Raw genomic sequence first — 21,394 nt, 5'->3', positions numbered from 1 at the left:
CACCCGGGCGCCCTCGCACAGATCACTGCGGCAGGAGGCCGTCAGGCCTTCTTCCCCGACCCGGCCTGGTCCCTGGCCGCGCCGGTCTCGGCCTCGTCCGCCGGCTCGTCGCCCCCGGCACCCTCGGCCTCCCGGTCGCCCTCGGAGCCCTTGCCGCCCACCGAGTCCTTGCCGTCCTCGGAGTCCTCGGAGTCCTTGCCGAGGCCGACGGCCGTCTCGTCACTGCCGGCGTCTCCACCGGAGCCCGCCGCACCCGGCTCCACGACCTCTTCCCGTCCGGGCCGCTTCTTCGCCGACAGCACGAAGTAGGTCACCGCGAGCAGGAACACCAGGATCGCGGTCCAGACGTTCAGCCGCAGGCCCAGGATGTGGTGGGCGTCGTCGACCCGCATGTACTCGATCCAGGCCCGGCCCGCGCAGTACGCGGCGACGTACAGCGCGAAGGCCCGGCCGTGTCCGAGGCGGAAGCGGCGGTCGGCCCAGATGACCAGCAGCGCGACGCCGATGCACCACAGCGACTCGTACAGGAACGTCGGGTGGTAGGTGCCCGGAACCCGCCCGTCGGCCGAGGACGTGATCTCCAGGGCCCACGGCAGATCGGTGGGCTTGCCGTACAGCTCCTGGTTGAACCAGTTGCCCCAGCGGCCGATCGCCTGCGCGAAGGCGATGCCCGGCGCGACGGCGTCGGCGTACGCGGGCATCGGGATGCCCCGGCGGCGGCAGCCGATCCAGGCGCCCAGCGCGCCGAGCGCGATCGCGCCCCAGATGCCGAGGCCGCCCTCCCAGATCTTGAAGGCGTCCACCCAGTCACGGCCCTCGCTGAAGTACAGCTCGTAGTCCGTGATCACGTGGTACAGGCGGCCGCCGACGAGGCCGAAGGGCACCGCCCAGACAGCGATGTCGGCCACCGTGCCGGCCCGCCCGCCCCGGGCGATCCAGCGCCTGTTGCCGAGCCAGACCGCGACGAAGACGCCGATGATGATGCAGAACGCGTAGCCGCGCAGCGGGACGGGGCCGAGGTACAGCACTCCGCGCGACGGGCTGGGAATGAAGGCAAGTTCCATGGCAAGGTCGACGCTACCGTGCCGGACCGGGCCCGGGGCAGGCGGCCCGGCTACGGGTCCATAACAGGGGCGGGTGAACATCCCCTAGCCCTGGTTCGCCTCCTGCACCATCTGCTTCAGCTTCGCCGGGGTCATCGTCCGGTCCTGGTAGATGTTCTTGCCGTCGAACAGCACCGTCGGCGTGCCCGAGAAGTCGCCCTTGTCGAAGGCCTGGTGGGACTTGGCGACCCAGGCGTTGTGCGTGCCGTCCTCGACGCAGGTGCGGAAGGCCGGGGTGTCCAGGCCGTCGACCTTGCCGGCGAGCTCGATCAGCTTGTCATTGTCCGCGAAGGCGTCGTCGACCTCCGGGGGCTGGTTGTCGAAGAGCACGTCGTGGTACTCCGGGAACTTCCCGGCGTCCTGGGCGCAGGCGGCGGCGTTGGCCGCGTTGCGCGAGCCCGTGCCGCCCATGTTTCCGTCGATGAGCGTGACCAGGTGGTACTCGGTCTTCAGCTGGCCGGCCTCGGTCAGCTCGTGGATCACCGGCCGGTACGCCGTCTCGAAGGACTTGCAGGCCGGGCAGCGGAAGTCCTCCCACACCGTGAGCGTGGACTTGGCGCTGTCCTTGCCGACCGGGATCGCGAGGCCGTCCTTGCCCTGGGCGCCCGAGGGGGCCACGACCGGGCCCGAGGCCTCGCTGCCGTCGTCCTTGCCGGCGTTGGCCGCGACGACGCCGATCACCGCCGCGAGTCCCAGGACGGCGACGACGGCCCCGCCCACCAGCAGCGCGCGCCGGCGCTTCTCGGCGGACTTGTGCTTCTCACGCTCGACCGCCAGCTTCTCCCGGGCGGTGCGCTTTCCCTCACGGTTCTTCTCGCTCACACCCCGGAAACGAACCGGGGAGGCGCACCGCGCCTCCCCGGCCCCAGGTCCACCCGTACGAGGGACCCGTATGACTTCCGGCTTTTCTACGCCTGCCGGCGCACGCCCTTGGCGAGGTCGCCGGCGAGCGCGCGCACGGCCTCGACGCCGGCCGCGTCGTCCGGGGCGTCGAGCATCGCCTTGACGAAGGCCGAGCCGACGATCACGCCGTCGGCGAAGCCGGAGACCTCGGCGGCCTGGGTGGCGTTGGAGACGCCGAGCCCGACGCAGACCGGCAGGTCGGTGCCGGTGGCCCGGGTGCGTTCCACCAGGTCCTGGGCCTGCGAGCTGACGGAGGCGCGGGTGCCGGTGACGCCCATGAGGGAGGCGGCGTAGACGAAGCCGCTGCCCGCCGCGGTGATCTGCGCGAGCCGCTCGTCCTTGCTGCTGGGCGCCACCACGAAGACGGTCGCGAGACCGTGCTTCTCGGCGTGCTCCCGCCACAGCGCCGACTCCTGCACGGGCAGGTCGGGCAGGATGCAGCCCGCGCCGCCCGCCTCGGCCAGCTCCGCCGTGAACCGCTCGACGCCGTAGCGGTCGATGGGGTTCCAGTACGTCATGACGAGGATGGGCTTGCCGGTGGCGGCGTGCGCCTCGCGGACCGTGCGCATCACGTCAGCGATCTTGACTCCGCCGCGCAGGGCGATGTCGTCGGCGGTCTGGATGACCGGCCCGTCGAGGACGGGGTCGCTGTGCGGCAGGCCCACCTCGACGACGTCGGCGCCGCCGTCGATGACGGCCTTGATCGCCTCGATGCCGCCGTCCACGGTCGGGAACCCGGCCGGGAGGTAGGCGATGAGGGCGGAGCGCCCCTCGGCCCTGGTCGCGGCGAGGGTGTCGCTCAACAGCTGCAGCTTCCCGCTCACTTGGCGTCCCCCTCGATCTCGGCGGTGCCGGAGGCGTCCTCGGCGACCTCGGCGTCGGTGTCGTACAGGCCGAAGTACCGGGCGGCGGTGTCCATGTCCTTGTCGCCGCGGCCGGACAGGTTGACCACGATCAGCCCGTCCCGGCCCAGTTCCTTGCCGACCTCCAGGGCGCCGGCCAGCGCGTGGGCGCTCTCGATGGCCGGGATGATGCCCTCGGTGCGCGACAGCAGGCGCAGGGCCTGCATGGCGGCGTCGTCGGTGACCGCGCGGTACTCGCCGCGGCCGGAGTCCTTCAGATAGGAGTGCTCCGGGCCGATGCCCGGGTAGTCGAGACCGGCCGAGATGGAGTACGGCTCGGTGATCTGGCCCTCCTCGTCCTGGAGGACGTAGGAGCGGGAGCCGTGCAGGATGCCGGGCTCGCCCGCGGTCAGGGTCGCGGCGTGCTCGCCGGTGTCGACGCCGTGGCCGGCCGGCTCGCAGCCGATGAGGCGGACGCCCTCGTCGGGGATGAAGGCGTGGAAGAGGCCGATGGCGTTGGAGCCGCCGCCGACGCAGGCGATCGCGGCGTCGGGCAGACGGCCGGCCCGCTCCAGGATCTGGCGGCGGGCCTCGACGCCGATGACCCGGTGGAAGTCGCGGACCATGGCCGGGAAGGGGTGGGGTCCGGCGACGGTGCCGAAGAGGTAGTGCGTGTGGTCGACGTTGGCGACCCAGTCGCGGAAGGCCTCGTTGATGGCGTCCTTCAGCGTGCGGCTGCCGGACTTCACGGCGATGACCTCGGCGCCGAGCATGCGCATGCGGGCGACGTTGAGCGCCTGGCGCTGCGTGTCGATCTCGCCCATGTAGATGGTGCATTCGAGACCGAAGAGGGCGCAGGCGGTGGCCGTGGCGACGCCGTGCTGGCCGGCGCCGGTCTCGGCGATGACCCGGGTCTTGCCCATGCGCTTGGTGAGCAGGGCCTGCCCGAGCACGTTGTTGATCTTGTGCGAGCCGGTGTGGTTGAGGTCTTCCCGCTTCAGGAAGATCCGGGCGCCGCCGGCGTGTTCGGCGAAGCGCGGCACCTCGGTGAGCGCCGAGGGGCGGCCGGTGTAGTGGACCAGGAGGTCGTCGAGTTCCCTCGCGAACTCCGGGTCGTGCTTGGCCTTGTCGTACTCGACGGCCACCTCGTCGACCGCCGCGACGAGGGCCTCGGGGATGAACTTGCCGCCGAAGGCGCCGAAGTAGCCTTCGGGGTCGGGCGTCTGTCCCTCGGGATCGGGGATGAAGAACTGGCTGGGCATGCGGATACCTCACGGTGAGTGTGTGTGGACAGCACTGGTCGCCGTGGGAGCGGGGATCGGTTGTCGGCCGCGGGCCGTCAGTGGCTTGTCGCGCAGTTCCCCGCGCCCCTGCGGGGGCGCTGCCATCGCATGCCGTTCACCTGGCCCGGCTCGTCACCGATGACGTACCGGACGCGGCGGCCGTGGACACGGCGCGCGGGCGCACGGCAGCCGCGGGGGCGGCAGCCGCGCGCGAGGCGGGCGTACCGGTCCACGGTCGTCATGGTGAGAGTCATCGGGGCAAGCCTAGCGAAGATCAGCTCCGGCCGTGCCGGAGTGCGGGATGTTCGCCCGCCGCCACCAGGTCGGAGACCGCCGTCCTGGGGTCCTTGCCGGTGACGAGGGACTCGCCGACCAGGACCGCGTCCGCGCCGGCGTTGGCGTAGGCGATGAGGTCGTGCGGGCCGCGCACGCCGGACTCGGCGACCTTGACGATGTGGTCGGGGATCTCCGGGGCCACCCGCTCGAAGGTGTTGCGGTCGACTTCGAGGGTCTTGAGGTTGCGGGCGTTGACGCCGATCACGCGGGCGCCGGCGTCGACCGCGCGCTCCACCTCGTCCTCGTCGTGCACCTCGACCAGCGGCGTGAGCCCGATGGACTCGGCCCGCTCGATGAGGGACTCCAGGGCGGGCTGGTCGAGGGCGGCCACGATCAGCAGGGCGACGTCGGCGCCGTAGGCGCGGGCCTCCCACAGCTGGTACGACGTGACGATGAAGTCCTTGCGCAGGACCGGGATGTCCACCCGGGCGCGGACCGCCTCCAGGTCGGCGAGCGAGCCGCCGAAGCGCCGCTGCTCGGTGAGGACGGAGATGACGGCCGCGCCGCCCGCCTCGTAGTCGGCGGCGAGTCCGGCCGGGTCGGCGATGGCGGCCAGCGCGCCCTTGGAGGGGCTGGAGCGCTTGACCTCGCAGATGACCTTGACGCCGTCGCCGCGCAGGGCGGCCGCGCCGTCCTTGGCCGCGGGAGCCTTCGCCGCGCGCTCCTTGAGCTCGTCGAGGCTGACGCGCGCCTGCCGCTCCGCGAGGTCGGCACGGACTCCGTCGATGATCTCGTCGAGCACACTCACGCGAGCGGCCCCCTTCCAGACTCTTGACAGTTCCAGCGACCAGTCGGAAACCGATGGTCACTGCGATGGTATCCGCAGCGGGGCGTAGGCCTCGCATCCGGTTGACGCCGGTCCCACTACCTGGACGTCCTCCGGATGATCAAGGATGCAGCCAGCCACCGAAGGGCAGGTTCCGGACAACCGTGAAGACCAGCAGCAACGCGCCCAGGCCCCAGACCAGCCCGGGGCGCGGGTCGATCCGCAGCGGGCGTCCGCGTACCGCGTGGACCACCCAGACGGTCCACAGCACGGCGCAGGCCAGATAGCCGAGGACGGCGAGCGCGTTGGCGTGCAGGGCGGCCGGCAGGTCGCCGTGCACGAACGCGTGGGCGCTGCGCAGTCCCCCGCAGCCGGGGCAGTACAGGCCCGTGTGGCGCAGCAGCGGGCAGACGGGGTAGTGGCCGGGTTCGTTCGGGTCCACCGCGCCCACGTAGGCGAAGGCGGCGGCAGCGCCCGCCAGGAGCCCGGCGGGGACGGCCAGGCGTCCCGGGAGACCGTGCGTCACGCTTCGGCTGTCGGCGTTCACACCAGGCATTGTGCCCCGCACGTGCGCGAGGGGCGGTCCCGGCACCCGAGTGCCGGCCGCCCCTCGCGCGAGGTCGTGTCTTCCCGACGCGTTCAGCCCTCGGCGCGCGCCGGCTCGCGGTCGCCCGTCATCTGGTGCGGGGCGTGCAGGTCCTTCGGCTGGCCGAGGCCCATCATCCGCATGACACCGCCGACGACACCGCCGAGGAGCACGACCACCATGCCGGCCCAGAAACCCGCCGGCTGGTCCATCACCATGAACGCGCCCGCGACGCAGAAACCGATGAAGGCGATGATGACACCGGTCCAGGCGGCCGGGGTGTGACCGTGGCTGCTGCCCGCCATTGCTTGCTCCTCGTTGCTGTGTGCGTGTCTGAGCAGGACGCTCGGGGCCATTGTCCCGCACCCGCGCGCGGACGGTGACCGGGGGTGCTCCCCGGACTCACCCGGGCGGCTCAGGCCCCGGTCGGGTCCTCGCCCCGGTCGAGCGCCTTCCACAGCTCCTCGGGCCGGTCGGGGTCGGCGGCGGGGGCCCGGCGGCGCGGCCGGGGCGTGCCGCCGCGCTCGTAGCGGCCGGACATCGCGGGCCACAGCCGGCCGTAGCGCAGGGCGAGCAGCCCGGCCAGCAGGAGCAGCACGCCGCCGACGGCCGCGACGTACGGCCAGGCCGTGTGGCTGAGGGCGGCCACCGACGCGGAGGTGTCGCCGGAGGCCTGGGCGGCCTTCTCGTCGAGCGCGGAGCTGTCGGAGGCGCCGGACAGGGCGGCGGCCACCGTGCCCGCCCCGGAGAGCGCCAGCAGCGCGGCCACCACGACACGGCCCGCGCGGCGGACGGCGAAGACGGCGACGAGCGCGGCGAGGCCCACGACGGCGAGCGCCGCGGGGACGCCCGTGACGTCGCTGCCGCTGGCGGTCAGCGGGAAGGCGCCGCCGGCCACCGTCGCGGTGCCCTCCGACCACTGCTGCCGGGTGGCGAGGAGCGCCACGGCCGCGCCGAGCGCGCCGCACAGCAGCGCGGCGGCGAGGCTCAGGCGGCCGGCCCGGGCGGATCCGGCGGCTTGGGAACGGGGGTGAGGTACAGCAGTCACGTCCCCACTATCGCCTGAACCCCGGGCGAACCGTCACCCGGGGGTCATCTCAGGCCTTTCCCAGCCGGTTCGCCGTGTGCACGGCCCGCAGGACGGCGGCCGCCTTGTTGCGGCACTCGGTGTCCTCGGCGACCGGGTCGGAATCGGCGACGATCCCCGCTCCGGCCTGCACGTACGCCGTGCCGTCGCGCAGCAGGGCGGTGCGGATGGCGATGGCCGTGTCGGAGTCGCCGGCGAAGTCGAGGTAGCCGACGCAGCCGCCGTACAGGCCGCGCCGGGACGGTTCGAGTTCGTCGATGATCTGCATGGCGCGGGGCTTGGGGGCGCCGGAGAGGGTGCCGGCCGGGAAGCAGGCGGTGAGCACGTCGAAGGCGGTGCGCCCGGCGGCCACGCGGCCGGTCACCGTCGAGACGATGTGCATGACGTGCGAGTACCGCTCGATGGACATGAAGTCCACGACCTCGACCGAGCCGGGTTCGCAGACCCGGCCCAGGTCGTTGCGGCCCAGGTCGACGAGCATGAGGTGCTCGGCGCGTTCCTTGGGGTCGGCGAGGAGTTCGTCGGCGAGGGCCTGGTCCTCCTGCGGGGTGGCGCCGCGCCAGCGGGTGCCGGCGATGGGGTGCACCATGGCCCGGCCGTCCTCGACCTTGACCAGCGCCTCCGGGGAGGAGCCGACGACGTCGAAGCCGTCGAAGCGGAACAGGTACATGTACGGCGACGGGTTGGTCGTGCGCAGGACCCGGTAGACGTCCAGCGCGCTCGCCGTGCACGGCGTCTCGAAGCGCTGGGAGGGGACCACCTGGAAGGCCTCGCCGGCCCGGATGCGCTCCTTGATGTCCTCGACGGCCTCCTGGAAGTCGGGGCCGCCCCACAGCGCCGTGTACGCGGGCAGTTCCGAGGGCGGGAGCACGGCCGGGGGCTGGGCGACCGGGCGGGAGAGGTCGGCCTGCATGGCGTCGAGGCGGGCCACGGCGTCGGCGTAGGCCTCGTCCACGCCGGTCTCCAGGTCGTTGTGGTTGATCGCGTTGGCGATCAGCAGGACCGAGCCCTCCCAGTGGTCCATGACGGCCAGGTCGCTGGTGAGGAGCATGGTCAGCTCGGGCAGCCGCAGGTCGTCGCGCTCGCCGGGGCCGATCTTCTCCAGGCGGCGGACGATGTCGTAGCCGAGGTAGCCGACCATGCCGCCGGTGAAGGGCGGCAGGCCCTCCTGGTGGGGGGTGTGCAGGGCCTCGATGGTGGCGCGCAGCGCGGCGAGCGGGTCGCCGTCGACGGGGACGCCCACGGGCGGGACGCCGAGCCAGTGGGCCTGTCCGTCGCGCTCGGTCAGGGTGGCCGCCGATCGCACGCCCACGAAGGAGTACCGGGACCAGGAGCGGCCGTTCTCGGCGGACTCCAGCAGGAAGGTGCCGGTGCGCTCGGCGGCGAGCTTGCGGTAGAGCGCGACCGGCGTGTCGCCGTCGGCGAGGAGCTTGCGGGTGACCGGGATGACCCGCCGGTCGGTGGCGAGCTTGCGGAACGTCTCGAGGTCCATGGCGGCCGACCTTACTGATCCGCGGCGGGAGCGGCGGAACCGCCGTCCTTGAGGAGCACGTCCTCGTCGAAACACGTGCGGGCGCCGGTGTGGCAGGCGGCGCCGACCTGGTCGACCTTGACGAGCACGGTGTCGGCGTCGCAGTCCAGCGCCACGGACTTCACCCACTGGACGTGGCCGGAGGTGTCGCCCTTGACCCAGTACTCGCGGCGGCTGCGGGACCAGTACGTGCACCGGCCGGTGGTGAGGGTGCGATGCAGGGCCTCGTCGTCCATCCAGCCGAGCATGAGCACCTCACCGGTGTCGTACTGCTGGGCGATGGCGGGCAGGAGGCCGTCGGCGCTGCGCTTGAGGCGGGCGGCGATCTCCGGGTCGAGGCGGCTGGGCTCGCTGGTCATGCCGACCATTGTGCCGCGCGCCGGCGGCGGCGCAGGTGGAGTGTCCACTGGGCGGACCCGGTGGGCGGCCGTAGGCTGGCCGCATGTCGACCCATGCCAAGCGTGAACGACTTCTCCTCGCCGACCTGTTGGAGACCGCGGGCCCGGACGCGCCCACCCTGTGCGAGGGCTGGACGACCCGGGACCTCGCCGCGCACGTGGTGGTCCGCGAGCGCCGCCCGGACGCGGCCGGCGGGATACTGATCAAGCAGCTCGCGCCGCGCCTGGACCGGGTGATGGCGGAGTACACGGAGAAGCCGTACGAGGAGCTGATCCAGCTGATCCGTACCGGCCCGCCACGGTTCTCGCCCTTCTCGCTCAAGCCGGTCGACGAGGCGTCGAACATCGTCGAGTTCTACGTCCACACGGAGGACGTCCGACGCGCCCAGCCCGACTGGTCCCCGCGCGAGCTCGACCCGGTCTTCCAGGACGCCCTGTGGTCCCGCCTGGAGCGCACGGCCCGGCTGATGGGCCGCGGCGTGCCGACGGGCCTGGTGCTGCGCCGCCCCGACGGCCAGACGGCGGTCGCCCACCGCGGCACCCCGGTCGTGACGGTGACGGGCGAGCCGTCCGAACTGGTCCTGTTCTCCTACGGCCGCCAGAGCGCGGCCAAGGTCGACCTGGACGGCGACGAAAACGCGATCGCCAAGCTGCACGAGACGAAGCAGCTGGGGATCTGAGGACGGACGGCGCGCGGCAGCCCCGGCCGCGGGTGCGGTCCGGGGCTGCCGGCGAGGTCCGAGGGCTTCACCGCACCGGGGGTTCCGGGGGCGTCACCGCAGCGGGGGTTCCGGGGGCTTCACCGCACCGGGTGGCCCGCCTCCCGCAGGGTCTGCTTGACCTCGCCGATGCGCAGGTCGCCGAAGTGGAACACCGAGGCGGCCAGGACCGCGTCCGCGCCCGCCTCGATGGCCGGAGGGAAGTGGGCGAGTCCGCCCGCGCCGCCCGAGGCGATGACCGGGACGGTGACGTGCTTGCGCACGGCCCGGATCATCTCCAGGTCGTAGCCGTCCTTGGTGCCGTCGGCGTCCATGGAGTTGAGCAGGATCTCGCCGGCGCCCAGTTCGGCGGCCCGGTGGGCCCACTCGACGGCGTCGATGCCGGTGCCCTTGCGGCCGCCGTGGGTGGTCACCTCGAAGGAGCCCGACTCGGTGCGCCGGGCGTCCACCGACAGGACCAGGACCTGGCGCCCGAAGCGCTCGGCGATCTCGCGGATCAGGTCGGGGCGGGCGATGGCGGCGGTGTTGACGCCGACCTTGTCCGCACCAGCCCGCAGCAGCTTGTCGACGTCCTCGGCGGTGCGCACGCCGCCGCCGACGGTGAGCGGGATGAACACCTGCTCGGCCGTGCGGCGCACCACGTCGTAGGTCGTCTCGCGGTTGCCCGACGAGGCGGTGATGTCCAGGAACGTCAGCTCGTCGGCGCCCTCGGTGTCGTACACCTTCGCCATCTCGACGGGGTCGCCCGCGTCGCGCAGGTTCTGGAAGTTGACGCCCTTGACGACCCGGCCGTTGTCCACGTCCAGGCAGGGGATGACTCGGACCGCCAGGGTCATGAATCGTGCTCCTCTAGTGTTCCTGTGAGGGGGTGCCTCTGAATGCTTCCACTTCCACCGACACCAGGACCCGGGAGTCGATGAAGCCCTGCACGACCAGCAGGGTCGTGACGGGGCGTACGGCGTCGAACATCTCCCGGTGGGCCCGTCCCACCGCGTCGACGTCGCGCGCGTGGGCGAGGTAGACCCGGGTGCGGATCACGGACTCGACGCCGAGACCGTACTCGCCGATCGCCTCCAGGGCGGTGGTGAAGGCCACCTTGGCCTGTTCGTACGGGTCGCCCTCGCCGTAGAGCACGTCGCCCTTGAAGGCGGTCGTGCCCGCGACGAGCACGCGGTCACCCGCCGCCACGGCCCGTGCAAAACCGAAGGACTCTTCCCAGGGACTTCCGCTCTGCACACGCCGTACGGCACCGCTCATGACGACACAGCCTCCAAGGCCTCTTCCAGGGTGAACGCCTTTGCGTACAGCGCCTTCCCTACGATCGCGCCCTCGACACCGAGCGGGACCAGCTCGGCGATCGCGCGCAGGTCGTCGAGCGAGGAGACGCCGCCGGAGGCCACGACCGGGCGGTCGGTGGCCGCGCAGACGTTCTTCAGCAGCTCCAGGTTGGGGCCCTGGAGCGTGCCGTCCTTGGCGATGTCGGTGACGACGTAGCGGGCGCAGCCCTCCTGGTTCAGGCGCTCCAGCGTCTCGTAGAGGTCGCCGCCGTCGCGGGTCCAGCCGCGGCCGCGCAGGGTGGTGCCCCGCACGTCCAGGCCGACCGCGATCCTGTCGCCGTGCTCGGCGATGACCTTGGCGACCCACTCGGGGGTCTCCAGGGCGGCCGTGCCGAGGTTCACGCGGGTGCAGCCGGTGGCGAGGGCGGCGGCGAGGGTGCCGTCGTCGCGGATGCCGCCGGAGAGCTCGACCTTGATGTCCATCGCCTTGGCGACCTCGGCGATCAGCTCGCGGTTGTCACCCGTGCCGAACGCGGCGTCCAGGTCGACCAGGTGGAGCCACTCGGCACCGGAGCGCTGCCAGGCCAGGGCCGCCTCCAGGGGGGAGCCGTAGGAGGTCTCGGTGCCGGACTCGCCGTGCACCAGACGGACGGCCTGGCCGTCGCGGACGTCGACGGCGGGGAGGAGTTCGAGCTTGCTCACAGGGTTCCGATCCAGTTGGTGAGGAGCTGGGCTCCGGCGTCGCCGGACTTCTCGGGGTGGAACTGGGTGGCCCACAGGGCGCCGTTCTCGACGGCCGCGACGAACGGCTTGCCGTGTGTCGACCAGGTGACCTTGGGGGCCTCGATAGCGGGGTTGTGCGTCTCCAGCGACCAGTCGTGGACGGCGTAGGAGTGCACGAAGTAGAAGCGCGCGTCGGGGTCCAGGCCGGCGAACAGCCGCGAGCCGGGAGCCGCGTCCACGGTGTTCCAGCCCATGTGGGGCACGACGTCGGCCTGCAGCGGCTCGACCGAGCCGGGCCACTCGTCGAGGCCCTCGCTCTCCACGCCGTGCTCGATGCCGCGCGCGAAGAGGATCTGCATGCCGACGCAGATGCCCATGACCGGGCGGCCGCCGGACAGCCGGCGGTCCACGATCCAGTCGCCGCGCGCCTCGCGCAGGCCCGTCATGCAGGACGCGAAGGCACCGACGCCCGGCACGAGCAGGCCGTCGGCGTTCAGGGCCTTGTCGTAGTCACGCGTTATCTCGACGTCGGCTCCCGCGCGGGCGAGGGCGCGCTCGGCGGAACGGACGTTGCCGAAGCCGTAGTCGAAGACGACGACGTTCTTGCGGGGGGCGCTCAATTCCACACCTCCAGCCTCAGGACGCCGGCCACCAGGCACATGGCGGCGCCGATCGACAGCAGGACGATCAGGCCCTTGGGCATCTTCTGCTTCACGAAGGAGTAGATCCCGCCGACGAGGAACAGGCCGACGACGATCAGCAGGGTGGAGGTGCCGTTCACAGGGCGCCCTTCGTGGAGGGGAGGATGCCGGCCGCGCGCGGGTCGCGCTCGGAGGCGTAGCGCAGGGCCCGGGCGAGCGCCTTGAACTGGCACTCCACGATGTGGTGCGCGTTGCGCCCGTAGGGCACGTGCACGTGCAGCGCGATCTGCGCCTGGGCGACGAAGGACTCCAGGATGTGCCGGGTCATGGTGGTGTCGTACTCGCCGATCATCGGCGCCATGTTCTCGGGCTCGGTGTGCACCAGGTACGGGCGGCCCGACAGGTCGACGGTGACCTGGGCGAGGGACTCGTCCAGCGGGACCGTGCAGTTGCCGAAGCGGTAGATGCCGACCTTGTCGCCGAGGGCCTGCTTGAAGGCCGCGCCCAGTGCGAGGGCGGTGTCCTCGATGGTGTGGTGCGAGTCGATGTGCAGATCGCCCTCGGTCTTCACGGTGAGGTCGAACAGGCCGTGCCGGCCGAGCTGGTCGAGCATGTGGTCGTAGAAGCCGACGCCTGTCGACACGTCGACCTTTCCGGACCCGTCGAGGTCGATCTCGACGAGTACCGACGTCTCCTTGGTGACTCGCTCCACGCGTCCCACGCGGCTCATGTGCTCTGCTCCTTCTTCAGTTCACGGACCGCGTCGAGGAACGCGTCGTTCTCTTCGGGGGTTCCGGCGGACACCCGCAGCCAGCCCGGAATGCCGTTGTCCCGGACCAGGACGCCCCGGTCGAGGATCTTCCGCCAGGCCGCGTGCGCGCCGCCCTCGCCGTCGAACCGCCCGAACTGCACGAAGTTGGCGTCGGACTCGACGACCTCGTAGCCGGTCGCGCGCAGCTCGGCGACCAGGCGGTCGCGCTCGGCCTTGAGCTGCTCGACGTAGCCGAGCAGGGTGTCGGTGTGCTCCAGGGCGGCCAGGGCGGTCGCCTGGGTGACGGCCGACAGGTGGTACGGCAGCCGCACGAGCTGCACGGCGTCCACGACGGCCGGGTGCGCGGCGAGGTAGCCCAGGCGCAGGCCCGCCGCGCCGAAAGCCTTCGACATCGTGCGCGAGATGACCAGGTGCGGCCGCCCGTCGAGCAGCGGCAGCAGCGAGGCGCCGTGGCTGAACTCGACGTACGCCTCGTCCACGACCACCATCGACGGCTTCGCCGCCTGCGCGGCCTCGTACAGCGCGAGGACCGTCTCGGCCGGGACCGCGTTGCCCGTGGGGTTGTTGGGGGTGGTGATGAAGACGACGTCCGGCTTGTGCTCGGCAATCGCCTGCTCGGCGGCGGCGAGGTCGATGTTGAAGTCCTCGCCGCGGGGACCGGAGATCCAGCCCGTGCCCGTGCCGCGCGCGATGAGCGCGTGCATCGAGTACGACGGCTCGAACCCGATCGCGGTGCGGCCCGGCCCGCCGAAGGTCTGCAGCAGCTGCTGGATGACCTCGTTGGAGCCGTTGGCCGCCCAGACGTGGGCCGGGCCGACCTCGTGGCCGGAGGTGTCCGTCAGGTACCGCGCCAGCTGCGTGCGCAGCTCGACCGCGTCCCGGTCGGGATAGCGGTTGAGGTCGCGGGCCACGTCACGGACCCGCTCGGCGATCCGCTCGACCAGCGGCTCGGGCAGCGGGTAGGGGTTCTCGTTGGTGTTCAGCCGTACGGGGACGTCCAGCTGGGGCGCGCCGTAGGGGGACTTGCCGCGCAGCTCGTCGCGTACGGGGAGGTCGTCGATGCGTACGTCGCTCACTTGCCCTGCGGAACCTTCCAGTCGAACCTCGCCTTGATCGCCGCGCCGTGGGCCGGCAGGTCCTCGGCCTCCGCCAGCGTCACCACGTGGTGCGCGACGTCGGCCAGGGCCTCGCGCGTGTAGTCCACGATGTGGATGCCGCGCAGGAACGACTGCACGGACAGGCCGGAGGAGTGGCACGCGCAGCCGCCGGTGGGCAGGACGTGGTTGGACCCGGCCGCGTAGTCGCCCAGCGACACGGGCGCCCAGGGGCCGATGAAGATCGCGCCGGCGTTCTTGACCCGGTCGGCCACCGCGGCGGCGTCGGCGGTCTGGATCTCCAGGTGCTCGGCGCCGTACGCGTCGACCACCCGCAGGCCCTCCTCGATGCCGTCGACCAGGACGATCGCGGACTGCCGGCCGGACAGCGCCGGGACGATCCGGTCCTCGACGTGCCGGGTCGCGGCGACCTGGGGCGCCAGCTCCTTCTCCACCGCGTCCGCGAGGTCGACGGAGTCGGTGACCAGGACGGCGGCGGCCAGCGGGTCGTGCTCCGCCTGGCTGATCAGGTCGGAGGCGACGTGCACCGGGTCGGCCGTGTCGTCGGCGAGGACCGCGATCTCGGTCGGGCCGGCCTCGGCGTCGATGCCGATCTTGCCGGTGAAGTAGCGCTTGGCGGCGGCGACCCAGATGTTGCCGGGGCCGGTGACCATGTTCGCCGGGGCGCAGGACTCGGTGCCGTAGGCGAACATCGCCACGGCCGTGGCGCCGCCGGCCGCGTAGACCTCGTCGACGCCCAGCAGGGCGCAGGCGGCCAGGATGGTCGGGTGCGGCAGGCCGCCGAAGTCGGCCTGGGCGGGCGAGGCGAGCGCGACGGACTCGACGCCGGCCTCCTGCGCGGGCACCACGTTCATGATCACAGAGGACGGGTACACCGACCGGCCGCCGGGCGCGTACAGCCCGACGCGCTCGACCGGAACCCACTTCTCGGTCACGGTGCCGCCCGGCACGACCTGGGTGGTGTGGGTGCTGCGGCGCTGCGCGCGGTGGACCGTCCGGGCGCGCCGGATGGACTCCTCCAGGGCCGCGCGCACGGCCGGGTCGAGCTCCTCCAGCGCGCGCGTGAGCGCGGCGGCCGGGACCCGCACCTGGTCGAGCCTGACCCCGTCGAACCGCTCGGCGGCGTCGATCAGCGCCGCGTCGCCCCGATGATGCACGTCCTCGCAGATCGGACGCACCTTCTCCAGGGCGGCCTGTACGTCGAAGTCGGCTCGGGGCAGCAGGTCACGCAGGGCGGGGCCCTCGGGAAGGGCGTCGCCGCGCAGATCGATTCGGGAGATCACGTGCTCAATTCTCTCAGACCCGGGTGAGGCACCGTCCGCGCGTATCAATGGCTGATACAGAGTGTCGCCGGACCCGGAAGATCCCCCTCACTCTGTGCTTTCGGGGCGTCACACAGCGGGCATGAACGGTTGTACGAAGGACCCAACCGGCGAGTACCCGGGGAGGAAGGGAAGCACTGTGACCGAGGGGGCCGGCCTGCGGGCCGGAGAGCTGCCCGACGACCTGACCGCGGCCGAGGCCGGCATGTGGCAGGCCTTCCGCAACGGCAGCGTGTACGACCTGAGCAGCGGCGACACCGTGGTCGACGACCCGCACGGCGGCCATCCGTGGGGCGAGGAGCGGACCGTGCGGGCGCGGATCGTGTGCTGGCTGCTCCTCGACGGCCCGCCCGCCCTGGCCGGCCGCGTGGCCTCGCTGAAGCTCGCCGGCGTGCACATCAGCGGCTCCCTGGACCTCGCGGGCGGCACGGTGACGCCGTACGTGGAGATGCGCCGGTGCCGGTTCGAGCAGGACGTACTGCTGCCGGAGGCCCGCTTCACGACCATGCGGCTGGTGGACTGCTCGGTGCCCCGGCTGGAGGCGGCCCGGGTGCAGACCGAGGGCGACCTGCACCTGCCCCGCTGCCGCTTCCTGCGCGGCATCCGGCTGACCGACGCGCAGATCGGCACGGACCTGATGCTCAACCAGGCGATCGTGCACAAGGACCGCAGCGGCCGCTCGGTCGCCGCGGACGGCCTGACCGTCGGCCAGGACTTACAGGCCGAGCTGCTGGAGTCGCACGGCGAGCTGAGTCTGCGCGCCGCCACCATCGGCGTGTCGCTGAGCCTGCGCGGCGCGCGTCTGGCCAACCCGTACGCGCGGCTCGCGCTGAACGCCCCGCAGCTGACCGTCGAGCGCAGCCTGTACCTGACCCCGGCGGGCGTCGGCGCGCAGGCGATGAGCGGGATGACCCCGGCCCAGGGCACGCGGATCCAGCGGTTCGCCTGCGAGGGCGGGATCCGGCTGGACGACGGGCGGTTCGGCGACGCCGTCGACTTCGAGCAGGCCCGGTTCACGCTCGGCGACGACCAGGAGCTGTCGCTGCGCCGGGTGCAGACGCCGGAGCTGCGGTTCCTCGGGGAGCAGCCGGCGCGCGGCCGGGTGGTGCTGTCCGGGGCGCGGGTCGTCAACCTGATGGACCGGGCGGACGCCTGGCCCGGACCGGGACGGCTGCACATGGGCGGCTTCGCCTACGAGAACCTCGTGCCGCGCGGGCCCTTCCCGCTGGCCGAGCGGCTGGACTGGGTGGCGGCGGCGACCGCCGAGTACAACCCGGATCCCTACGAGCGGCTCGCCGCCGTGCTGCGGGCCGGCGGGGAGGACGAGGACGCCCGCGAGGTGCTGCTCGCCAAGCAGCGCCGGCACCGCGAGAGCCTGCCGCTCGCCGCCAAGCTGTGGGGGTACGCGCAGGACTGGACGGTCGCCTACGGGTACCGGCCGGGCCGGGCGGCGGTGTGGATGGCGGTGCTGTGGGCCGCGGGCTCGCTCGCCTTCGCCCGGGCCGGCCATCCGCCGATGAAGCGCGGCGAGCACCCGGAGTGGGACCCCGTCCTGTTCAGCCTGGACCTGCTGCTGCCGGTCATCGACCTGGGGCAGGTGGGCTTCTGGCAGTTGCGCGGGGGCTGGCAGTGGCTGGCGACGGCGATGATCCTGCTGGGCTGGATCCTGGCGACGACGGTGGCGGCGGGCGCGACCCGGCTGCTGCGGCGCAACTGATGGTGCGCAGGTGACCAGCGTTGCAGAACTGCCATGCCTTTACCCTCTCTTGACCGAACCCCGTACAACTTTCCGCGACTTCCCGGAACGATCTGGCGCCGTCATGACCAGCGGACTTTCAATGGTCGGCACCATGGCCATGCAGCTGCCGTTCATCCGCCCGAGCCGGATGACAAGGACCGCCCCCCACCCCGTCGGCAGGCCGAGCCCCGACGACGAGGTGCTGCTCGACGCGCCCGACGCGCGGCTGAGTCCCGCGCTGGTCGCCGCCGCCCGGGGCGATCACGGACCCGCCGCCGGGCTGCTCCTGGCCACGCGCGTGGCCGCCGAGTGGGAGCGGCGCGACCGGTACGTGACGCGGCTGGCCGCCTTCGCGCGCTCGCGCCCCGAGTGGCTGGACGCCTGGCTCGCCACCGCCCCGCAGGACCCCGACGCCCTGCTGGTCGGGGCCCAGCTGGCGGTGGACCGGGCCTGGCAGTCCCCGGCCCGGGCCGAGCTGCTGCGCGAGGTGAGCCCGCTGATCACGGCCGCGGCCCGGGGCGACCAGCGGGACCCGGTGCCGTGGCGCCTCGCGCTCGACCACGCCCGGGGCGCCCAGGCCGGGCACAAGTACTTCGAGGAGCTGTGGGCGGCGGCGGTCCGGCGCGCCCCGCACCACCACGGCTGCCATGTGGCCGCCCTGCGCTACCTGGCCACCTCCTGGCACGGTTCCCACCGCGAGTGCTTCGACTTCGCCGACCGCGCCGCGCAGGACGCGCCCGCCGGCTCGCTCGTCCAGGCGCTTCCGCTGCGGGCGGCCTTCGGCTACCTCACCGACGACTGCGGGCCCGACGACTGCGGACCCCAGGTGCCGCGCGAGCGGCTGGACGCGGCCGCCGACCGGGCGATCGCCCTGTCCCCGCTGCTCCCGCCGGCCGACCCCTGGCCCGCCCGGATGCGCAACCTGCTCATCTACGTCCTGGTGCGTCTGGAACGCTGGCCGGACGCCGCCGAACAACTGCGTGTGAACGGCCCGTACGCCACCTCGTTCCCCTGGGACCGGGCGTCGGACGACCCGCTCGGGCACTTCCTGCGCGTACGGGACGACATCCGGGCCGCGGCGGCCGGGGAGCCGTCCCGGCATCCACGGAGTGAACGCGGCGGACGAGACCGCACCGGCGACCATTAGGCTTTTGCGTCGTGACCACCGTCCGGCTCCCCCTCTTCCCCCTGAACTCGGTGCTGTTCCCGGGGCTCGTGCTCCCGCTCAACGTCTTCGAGGAGCGGTACCGCGCCATGATGCGCGAACTGCTGAAGACGCCCGAGGACGAGCCGCGTCGGTTCGCCGTCGTGGCGATCCGCGACGGCCACGAGGTGGCCCCGAGCGCGCCCGGCATGCCCGACCCGACGGCCCTGCCCGAGCGGGGGCCCGCGGCCGGCTTCGGCACGGACCCGGCCAAGGCCTTCCACAAGGTCGGCTGCATCGCCGACGCGGCGACGATCCGGGAGCGCACCGACGGCTCTTTCGAGGTGCTGGCCACGGGCACGAGCCGGGTGAGACTGCTGTCGGTCGAGTCCTCCGGCCCGTTCCTGACGGCCGAGCTGGAGACGCTGACGGAGGAGCCGGGCGACGAGGCGGCTCCTCTCGCCGAGGGGGTGCTGCGGTCCTTCCGGCAGTACCAGAAGCGCCTGGCCGGGGCGCGGGAACGCTCCCTGACGACCGGCGCCGACCTGCCCGACGAGCCGGGCGTGGTGTCGTACCTGGTGGCGGCGGCGATGATGCTGGACACCCCGACCAAGCAGCGTCTGCTCCAGGCCCCCGACACGGCCTCCCGGCTGCGCGACGAACTGAAACTCCTTCGCTCCGAGACGGCGATCATCCGTAGTCTGCCGTCGTTGCCCGCGTCGGACCTGACGCGCGGCACGACGAGTCTCAACTGAAGCGGACCGGGATGGCGAAGAAGTCGAAGAAGCAGCAGTCCGGCGGCACCCCCGCGACGGTGGCCCTCACGGCGGCGGGCGTGGAGTTCACCGTCCACGCCTACGAGCACGACCCGGCCCACCCCTCCTACGGCGAGGAGGCGGCCGAGGCGATGGGCGTCTCCCCCGACCGTGTCTTCAAGACCCTGGTCGCGGACGTGGACGGCACCCTCACGGTCGCCGTGGTGCCGGTGGCGGGCCAGCTGGATCTGAAGGCCCTGGCGGCGGCGGTCGGAGGCAAACGCGCGGCCATGGCCGACCCCACCCTGGCGGAGCGCACCACGGGCTATGTCCGGGGCGGCATCTCGCCGCTGGGCCAGCGCAAGAAGCTCCCGACGGTCCTGGACGCGTCGGCCGCCACGCACACGACGATCTGCGTGTCGGCGGGGCGGCGGGGCCTGGAGGTGGAACTGGCACCGCAGACCCTGGTCACCCTCACGGAGGCGGTCCTGGCACCCATCGGCCGCGCATAGCCCGCGGGCGGTCGTGCCGCTCGGGGCGGCCCGGGGGGCGCGGGTGGGCGCGGCGGGGGACCCCGCCACGCCGGGCTGCGCACCACCCCGGCACCGGCACCGAGCACTGGCCGACGCCGGGCGGGACCGGCACCGCCGGGCGAGGCCGACACCGAGCCCTAGCCGACGCCGGGGGCGAGGCCGACACCGAGCCCTAGCCGACGCCGGGGTCGGGGCCAGGGCCGGCACCGAGCCCTAGCCGGCCGGCTTCGGCGGATACGCCCCGTGCCCGAACTCCGGCTCGGGGTCCCGGGGCCCGAACAACGCCGTGAGCCCCAGATGGACGACCAGCGCGGCGAGCGGCCAGGCCAGCAACGCCCCCTTCGCCCCCAGCTTCAGCGGCGCGGAGAACGTCACCCCCCGCCCCACCTCACGGGCGTGCGCGACGACGTCCTGCGCGGGCCCGAGCCACACCCCGACCCGCCAGGCCAGCAACGACCCGAGCAGCCCGCCGACGGCGAGACCCACCACCAGCGGCACACCCCCGCGCCGCCGCAGCAGGAACACCACCAGCGCGCTCACCAGACCGAAGCCCAGCCCGAGCAGCGTGAACGTCCCGTCCACCCCGACGGCCTGCTCGCCCTCGGTGTCCTTGAGGTAGACGACCCAGTTCCCGTCCGTCACGTCCCCGACCAGCGGCACGTGCGGCGCGAGCCACCACCACAGCACGCCCAGCAGCACCCCGCCGAGCGCCACGGCCAGGGCGACCAGCCCGGCCTCCCGCAGTTCGGTCTTCATCCCGGGGCCGTCGTCCTGTCCGTACCAGCCGAGCCCGGTGTGCTCGGCGTACTCGGCGTGCTGGGAGCCGGGAGCCGGAGCCCCGGACGCCCCGGCCGGTGGCTGCCACGAACCCTGCGCGGAGTGGTCATGCGGTGGCGGTGGCGGAGTCAGTGGTGCGGTCACCCTGCCATCGTGCCAGGCCCGCCTGTGCGCCGCGTCACCGGACGACCCCTCCCCGCTCACCGGACGGCCGCCCGCCGGTACGCCCAGGTCGCCACGGCCAGCGAGACGACACCCACCCCGCCGCAGACGGCGAGATCACCGAGCACGAACGCCCAGTCGGGATCCGCCCCGAACGTACGCGCGAACGCCTCGACGCCGTACGTCGACGGCAGCAGGTCCCGTGTGAAGCGCACGACCTCCGGCATGCGGTCGGCCGGCAGCACGCCCAGCAGCAGCGCCGCCGACATGCCCAGCTGCCCGAGCAGCGTGGCCAGCTCCGGCCGCGGCGCGAGCAGCCCCAGCGCCGCCCCGAGCCCGGCGAGCGCGGCGCCCGCCAGCGGGATCACGGCCATGAGGATCCACAGATGGGCCAGCGGCAGCCCGAACAGCACGCAGCCGAACACCGCCGTCACGACGGTCCCGGGCACGGTGAAGGACGCGTACGCGCCCGCCGCGCCCAGCACCACCGCCGCCGGCGGCACCGGCAGGGTCGCGTAGTGGTCGAGCCCGCCGCTGGCGCGCAGCTGCCCGAAGTACTGCGCGAGCAGGTTCAGCGCGACGAAGGCGACCACGAGGACCGACGACCCGGCGACGACCGCCTGCGCCTCGGCCCCGTCGTCCACGACCCCGCGCATCAGGATCATGATCCCGATCGACTGGAAGGTCGCCACGAACAGCAGCGGGATCCGCGCGACCCGCGCCCGGGACAGCTGCGCCCGGTACACGGCGGCCAGCGACGGCCACAGCCGCGCCCGGGGCCCGAGCTCGGCCGCGCCCGCGGCGGGCTCCTGAACGGCCAGGGCACTGCCTGGCAGGACATCGGCGGGTACGACACTCACGTCGCGCTGCTCCCCTTCGTC

The 21,394-nt window shown here is 73.0% G+C and carries 26 protein-coding genes; 5 read left to right on the top strand and 21 right to left on the bottom strand.

What is annotated here, in order from left to right; translation table 11 throughout:
* Positions 1 to 41 precede the first annotated feature (41 nt).
* From lgt to hisI, 11 genes are all read right to left on the bottom strand, one after another.
* A complete protein-coding gene (gene lgt, locus CHR28_RS06725) occupies positions 42 to 1,064 on the bottom strand; it encodes a prolipoprotein diacylglyceryl transferase (protein ID WP_094052550.1) in 1,023 nt (340 codons plus the stop codon).
* 84 nt (positions 1,065 to 1,148) lie between these two features.
* On the bottom strand, positions 1,149 to 1,925 hold the full coding sequence (locus CHR28_RS06720) for a DsbA family protein (RefSeq protein ID WP_094052549.1): 777 nt from the start codon (positions 1,923 to 1,925) through the stop codon (positions 1,149 to 1,151).
* Positions 1,926 to 2,011: 86 nt separating this feature from the next.
* Entirely contained in the window at positions 2,012 to 2,830 is an 819-nt protein-coding gene (gene trpA / locus CHR28_RS06715) for a tryptophan synthase subunit alpha (protein ID WP_094052548.1), read from the bottom strand.
* Positions 2,827 to 4,110, bottom strand: coding sequence for a tryptophan synthase subunit beta (gene trpB / locus CHR28_RS06710; RefSeq protein WP_094052547.1), 1,284 nt, complete (start codon positions 4,108 to 4,110; stop codon positions 2,827 to 2,829). Before trpB ends, trpA begins: the two co-directional genes overlap by 4 nt.
* Positions 4,111 to 4,187: 77 nt before the next feature.
* Positions 4,188 to 4,385, bottom strand: a complete 198-nt coding sequence (gene trpM, locus CHR28_RS06705) for a tryptophan biosynthesis modulator TrpM (RefSeq protein ID WP_094052546.1) — start codon at positions 4,383 to 4,385, stop codon at positions 4,188 to 4,190.
* Positions 4,386 to 4,405: 20 nt separating this feature from the next.
* Positions 4,406 to 5,215 (bottom strand): indole-3-glycerol phosphate synthase TrpC, encoded by an 810-nt coding sequence (trpC, locus tag CHR28_RS06700; protein ID WP_094052545.1) that lies wholly within the window; start codon positions 5,213 to 5,215, stop codon positions 4,406 to 4,408.
* 139 nt (positions 5,216 to 5,354) lie between these two features.
* The gene (locus CHR28_RS06695; protein WP_094052544.1) at positions 5,355 to 5,789 is read right to left on the bottom strand and encodes a DUF2752 domain-containing protein; all 435 of its coding nucleotides are present in this window, start codon (positions 5,787 to 5,789) and stop codon (positions 5,355 to 5,357) included.
* An 83-nt stretch (positions 5,790 to 5,872) separates the two neighbouring features.
* On the bottom strand, positions 5,873 to 6,124 hold the full coding sequence (locus tag CHR28_RS06690; RefSeq protein WP_094052543.1) for an HGxxPAAW family protein: 252 nt from the start codon (positions 6,122 to 6,124) through the stop codon (positions 5,873 to 5,875).
* Positions 6,125 to 6,234: 110 nt separating this feature from the next.
* Complete coding sequence (locus CHR28_RS06685) at positions 6,235 to 6,867, bottom strand: TIGR02234 family membrane protein (protein WP_094052542.1); 633 nt, start codon at positions 6,865 to 6,867, stop codon at positions 6,235 to 6,237.
* A gap of 49 nt (positions 6,868 to 6,916) precedes the next feature.
* Entirely contained in the window at positions 6,917 to 8,398 is a 1,482-nt protein-coding gene (locus CHR28_RS06680) for an anthranilate synthase component I (RefSeq protein ID WP_094052541.1), read from the bottom strand.
* A gap of 11 nt (positions 8,399 to 8,409) precedes the next feature.
* Positions 8,410 to 8,805, bottom strand: coding sequence for a phosphoribosyl-AMP cyclohydrolase (gene hisI / locus CHR28_RS06675; RefSeq protein ID WP_373453335.1), 396 nt, complete (start codon positions 8,803 to 8,805; stop codon positions 8,410 to 8,412).
* Positions 8,806 to 8,879: 74 nt separating this feature from the next.
* Between hisI and CHR28_RS06670 the strand changes: the two genes are divergently transcribed.
* Complete coding sequence (locus CHR28_RS06670) at positions 8,880 to 9,515, top strand: TIGR03085 family metal-binding protein (RefSeq protein ID WP_094052540.1); 636 nt, start codon at positions 8,880 to 8,882, stop codon at positions 9,513 to 9,515.
* Between the two features lie 119 nt (positions 9,516 to 9,634).
* Here the strand turns inward: CHR28_RS06670 and hisF are convergent, their stop codons facing one another.
* Genes hisF through hisD form a run of 8 tightly spaced genes read right to left on the bottom strand, consistent with a single transcriptional unit; the run spans position 9,635 to position 15,365 of the window.
* Entirely contained in the window at positions 9,635 to 10,390 is a 756-nt protein-coding gene (gene hisF / locus CHR28_RS06665; protein WP_094052539.1) for an imidazole glycerol phosphate synthase subunit HisF, read from the bottom strand.
* Between the two features lie 13 nt (positions 10,391 to 10,403).
* A complete protein-coding gene (locus tag CHR28_RS06660; RefSeq protein ID WP_094052538.1) occupies positions 10,404 to 10,811 on the bottom strand; it encodes a RidA family protein in 408 nt (135 codons plus the stop codon).
* A complete protein-coding gene (gene priA / locus CHR28_RS06655) occupies positions 10,808 to 11,533 on the bottom strand; it encodes a bifunctional 1-(5-phosphoribosyl)-5-((5-phosphoribosylamino)methylideneamino)imidazole-4-carboxamide isomerase/phosphoribosylanthranilate isomerase PriA (RefSeq protein ID WP_094052537.1) in 726 nt (241 codons plus the stop codon). Before priA ends, CHR28_RS06660 begins: the two co-directional genes overlap by 4 nt.
* On the bottom strand, positions 11,530 to 12,174 hold the full coding sequence (gene hisH / locus CHR28_RS06650) for an imidazole glycerol phosphate synthase subunit HisH (protein ID WP_373453328.1): 645 nt from the start codon (positions 12,172 to 12,174) through the stop codon (positions 11,530 to 11,532). Before hisH ends, priA begins: the two co-directional genes overlap by 4 nt.
* Positions 12,171 to 12,335 carry a hypothetical protein gene (locus tag CHR28_RS37670; RefSeq protein WP_179272334.1) on the bottom strand — a complete coding sequence of 55 codons (165 nt, stop codon included), beginning with the start codon at positions 12,333 to 12,335 and terminating at the stop codon, positions 12,171 to 12,173. Before CHR28_RS37670 ends, hisH begins: the two co-directional genes overlap by 4 nt.
* Positions 12,332 to 12,925 (bottom strand): imidazoleglycerol-phosphate dehydratase HisB, encoded by a 594-nt coding sequence (gene hisB, locus CHR28_RS06645; RefSeq protein ID WP_030932889.1) that lies wholly within the window; start codon positions 12,923 to 12,925, stop codon positions 12,332 to 12,334. Before hisB ends, CHR28_RS37670 begins: the two co-directional genes overlap by 4 nt.
* A complete protein-coding gene (locus CHR28_RS06640; protein WP_094052535.1) occupies positions 12,922 to 14,043 on the bottom strand; it encodes a histidinol-phosphate transaminase in 1,122 nt (373 codons plus the stop codon). Before CHR28_RS06640 ends, hisB begins: the two co-directional genes overlap by 4 nt.
* A complete protein-coding gene (gene hisD / locus CHR28_RS06635) occupies positions 14,040 to 15,365 on the bottom strand; it encodes a histidinol dehydrogenase (RefSeq protein ID WP_094052534.1) in 1,326 nt (441 codons plus the stop codon). The genes CHR28_RS06640 and hisD overlap by 4 nt, the downstream gene beginning before the upstream one ends.
* A 178-nt stretch (positions 15,366 to 15,543) precedes the next feature.
* Between hisD and CHR28_RS06630 the strand changes: the two genes are divergently transcribed.
* From CHR28_RS06630 to ybaK, 4 genes are all read left to right on the top strand, one after another.
* A complete protein-coding gene (locus CHR28_RS06630) occupies positions 15,544 to 17,121 on the top strand; it encodes an oxidoreductase (RefSeq protein WP_094052533.1) in 1,578 nt (525 codons plus the stop codon).
* A gap of 121 nt (positions 17,122 to 17,242) precedes the next feature.
* Complete coding sequence (locus CHR28_RS06625) at positions 17,243 to 18,289, top strand: hypothetical protein (RefSeq protein WP_094052532.1); 1,047 nt, start codon at positions 17,243 to 17,245, stop codon at positions 18,287 to 18,289.
* A gap of 11 nt (positions 18,290 to 18,300) precedes the next feature.
* Entirely contained in the window at positions 18,301 to 19,041 is a 741-nt protein-coding gene (locus CHR28_RS06620; RefSeq protein WP_094052531.1) for an LON peptidase substrate-binding domain-containing protein, read from the top strand.
* Positions 19,042 to 19,052: 11 nt separating this feature from the next.
* Positions 19,053 to 19,553, top strand: coding sequence for a Cys-tRNA(Pro) deacylase (gene ybaK / locus CHR28_RS06615; RefSeq protein ID WP_094052530.1), 501 nt, complete (start codon positions 19,053 to 19,055; stop codon positions 19,551 to 19,553).
* 234 nt (positions 19,554 to 19,787) lie between these two features.
* On the opposite strand, the gene CHR28_RS06610 is transcribed toward ybaK, so the two are convergent.
* Complete coding sequence (locus CHR28_RS06610) at positions 19,788 to 20,495, bottom strand: AAA family ATPase (RefSeq protein ID WP_094052529.1); 708 nt, start codon at positions 20,493 to 20,495, stop codon at positions 19,788 to 19,790.
* 56 nt (positions 20,496 to 20,551) lie between these two features.
* Entirely contained in the window at positions 20,552 to 21,373 is an 822-nt protein-coding gene (locus CHR28_RS06605; RefSeq protein WP_094052528.1) for an ABC transporter permease, read from the bottom strand.
* Between the last annotated feature and the right edge of the window lie 21 nt (positions 21,374 to 21,394).

Origin of the sequence: Streptomyces sp. XY006, assembly GCF_002237655.1 — a bacterium.
Lineage (GTDB): Bacteria > Actinomycetota > Actinomycetes > Streptomycetales > Streptomycetaceae > Streptomyces > Streptomyces levis.
Note: the sequence above shows the minus strand (reverse complement) of the source record. Positions and strands in the feature narration are given on the sequence as shown.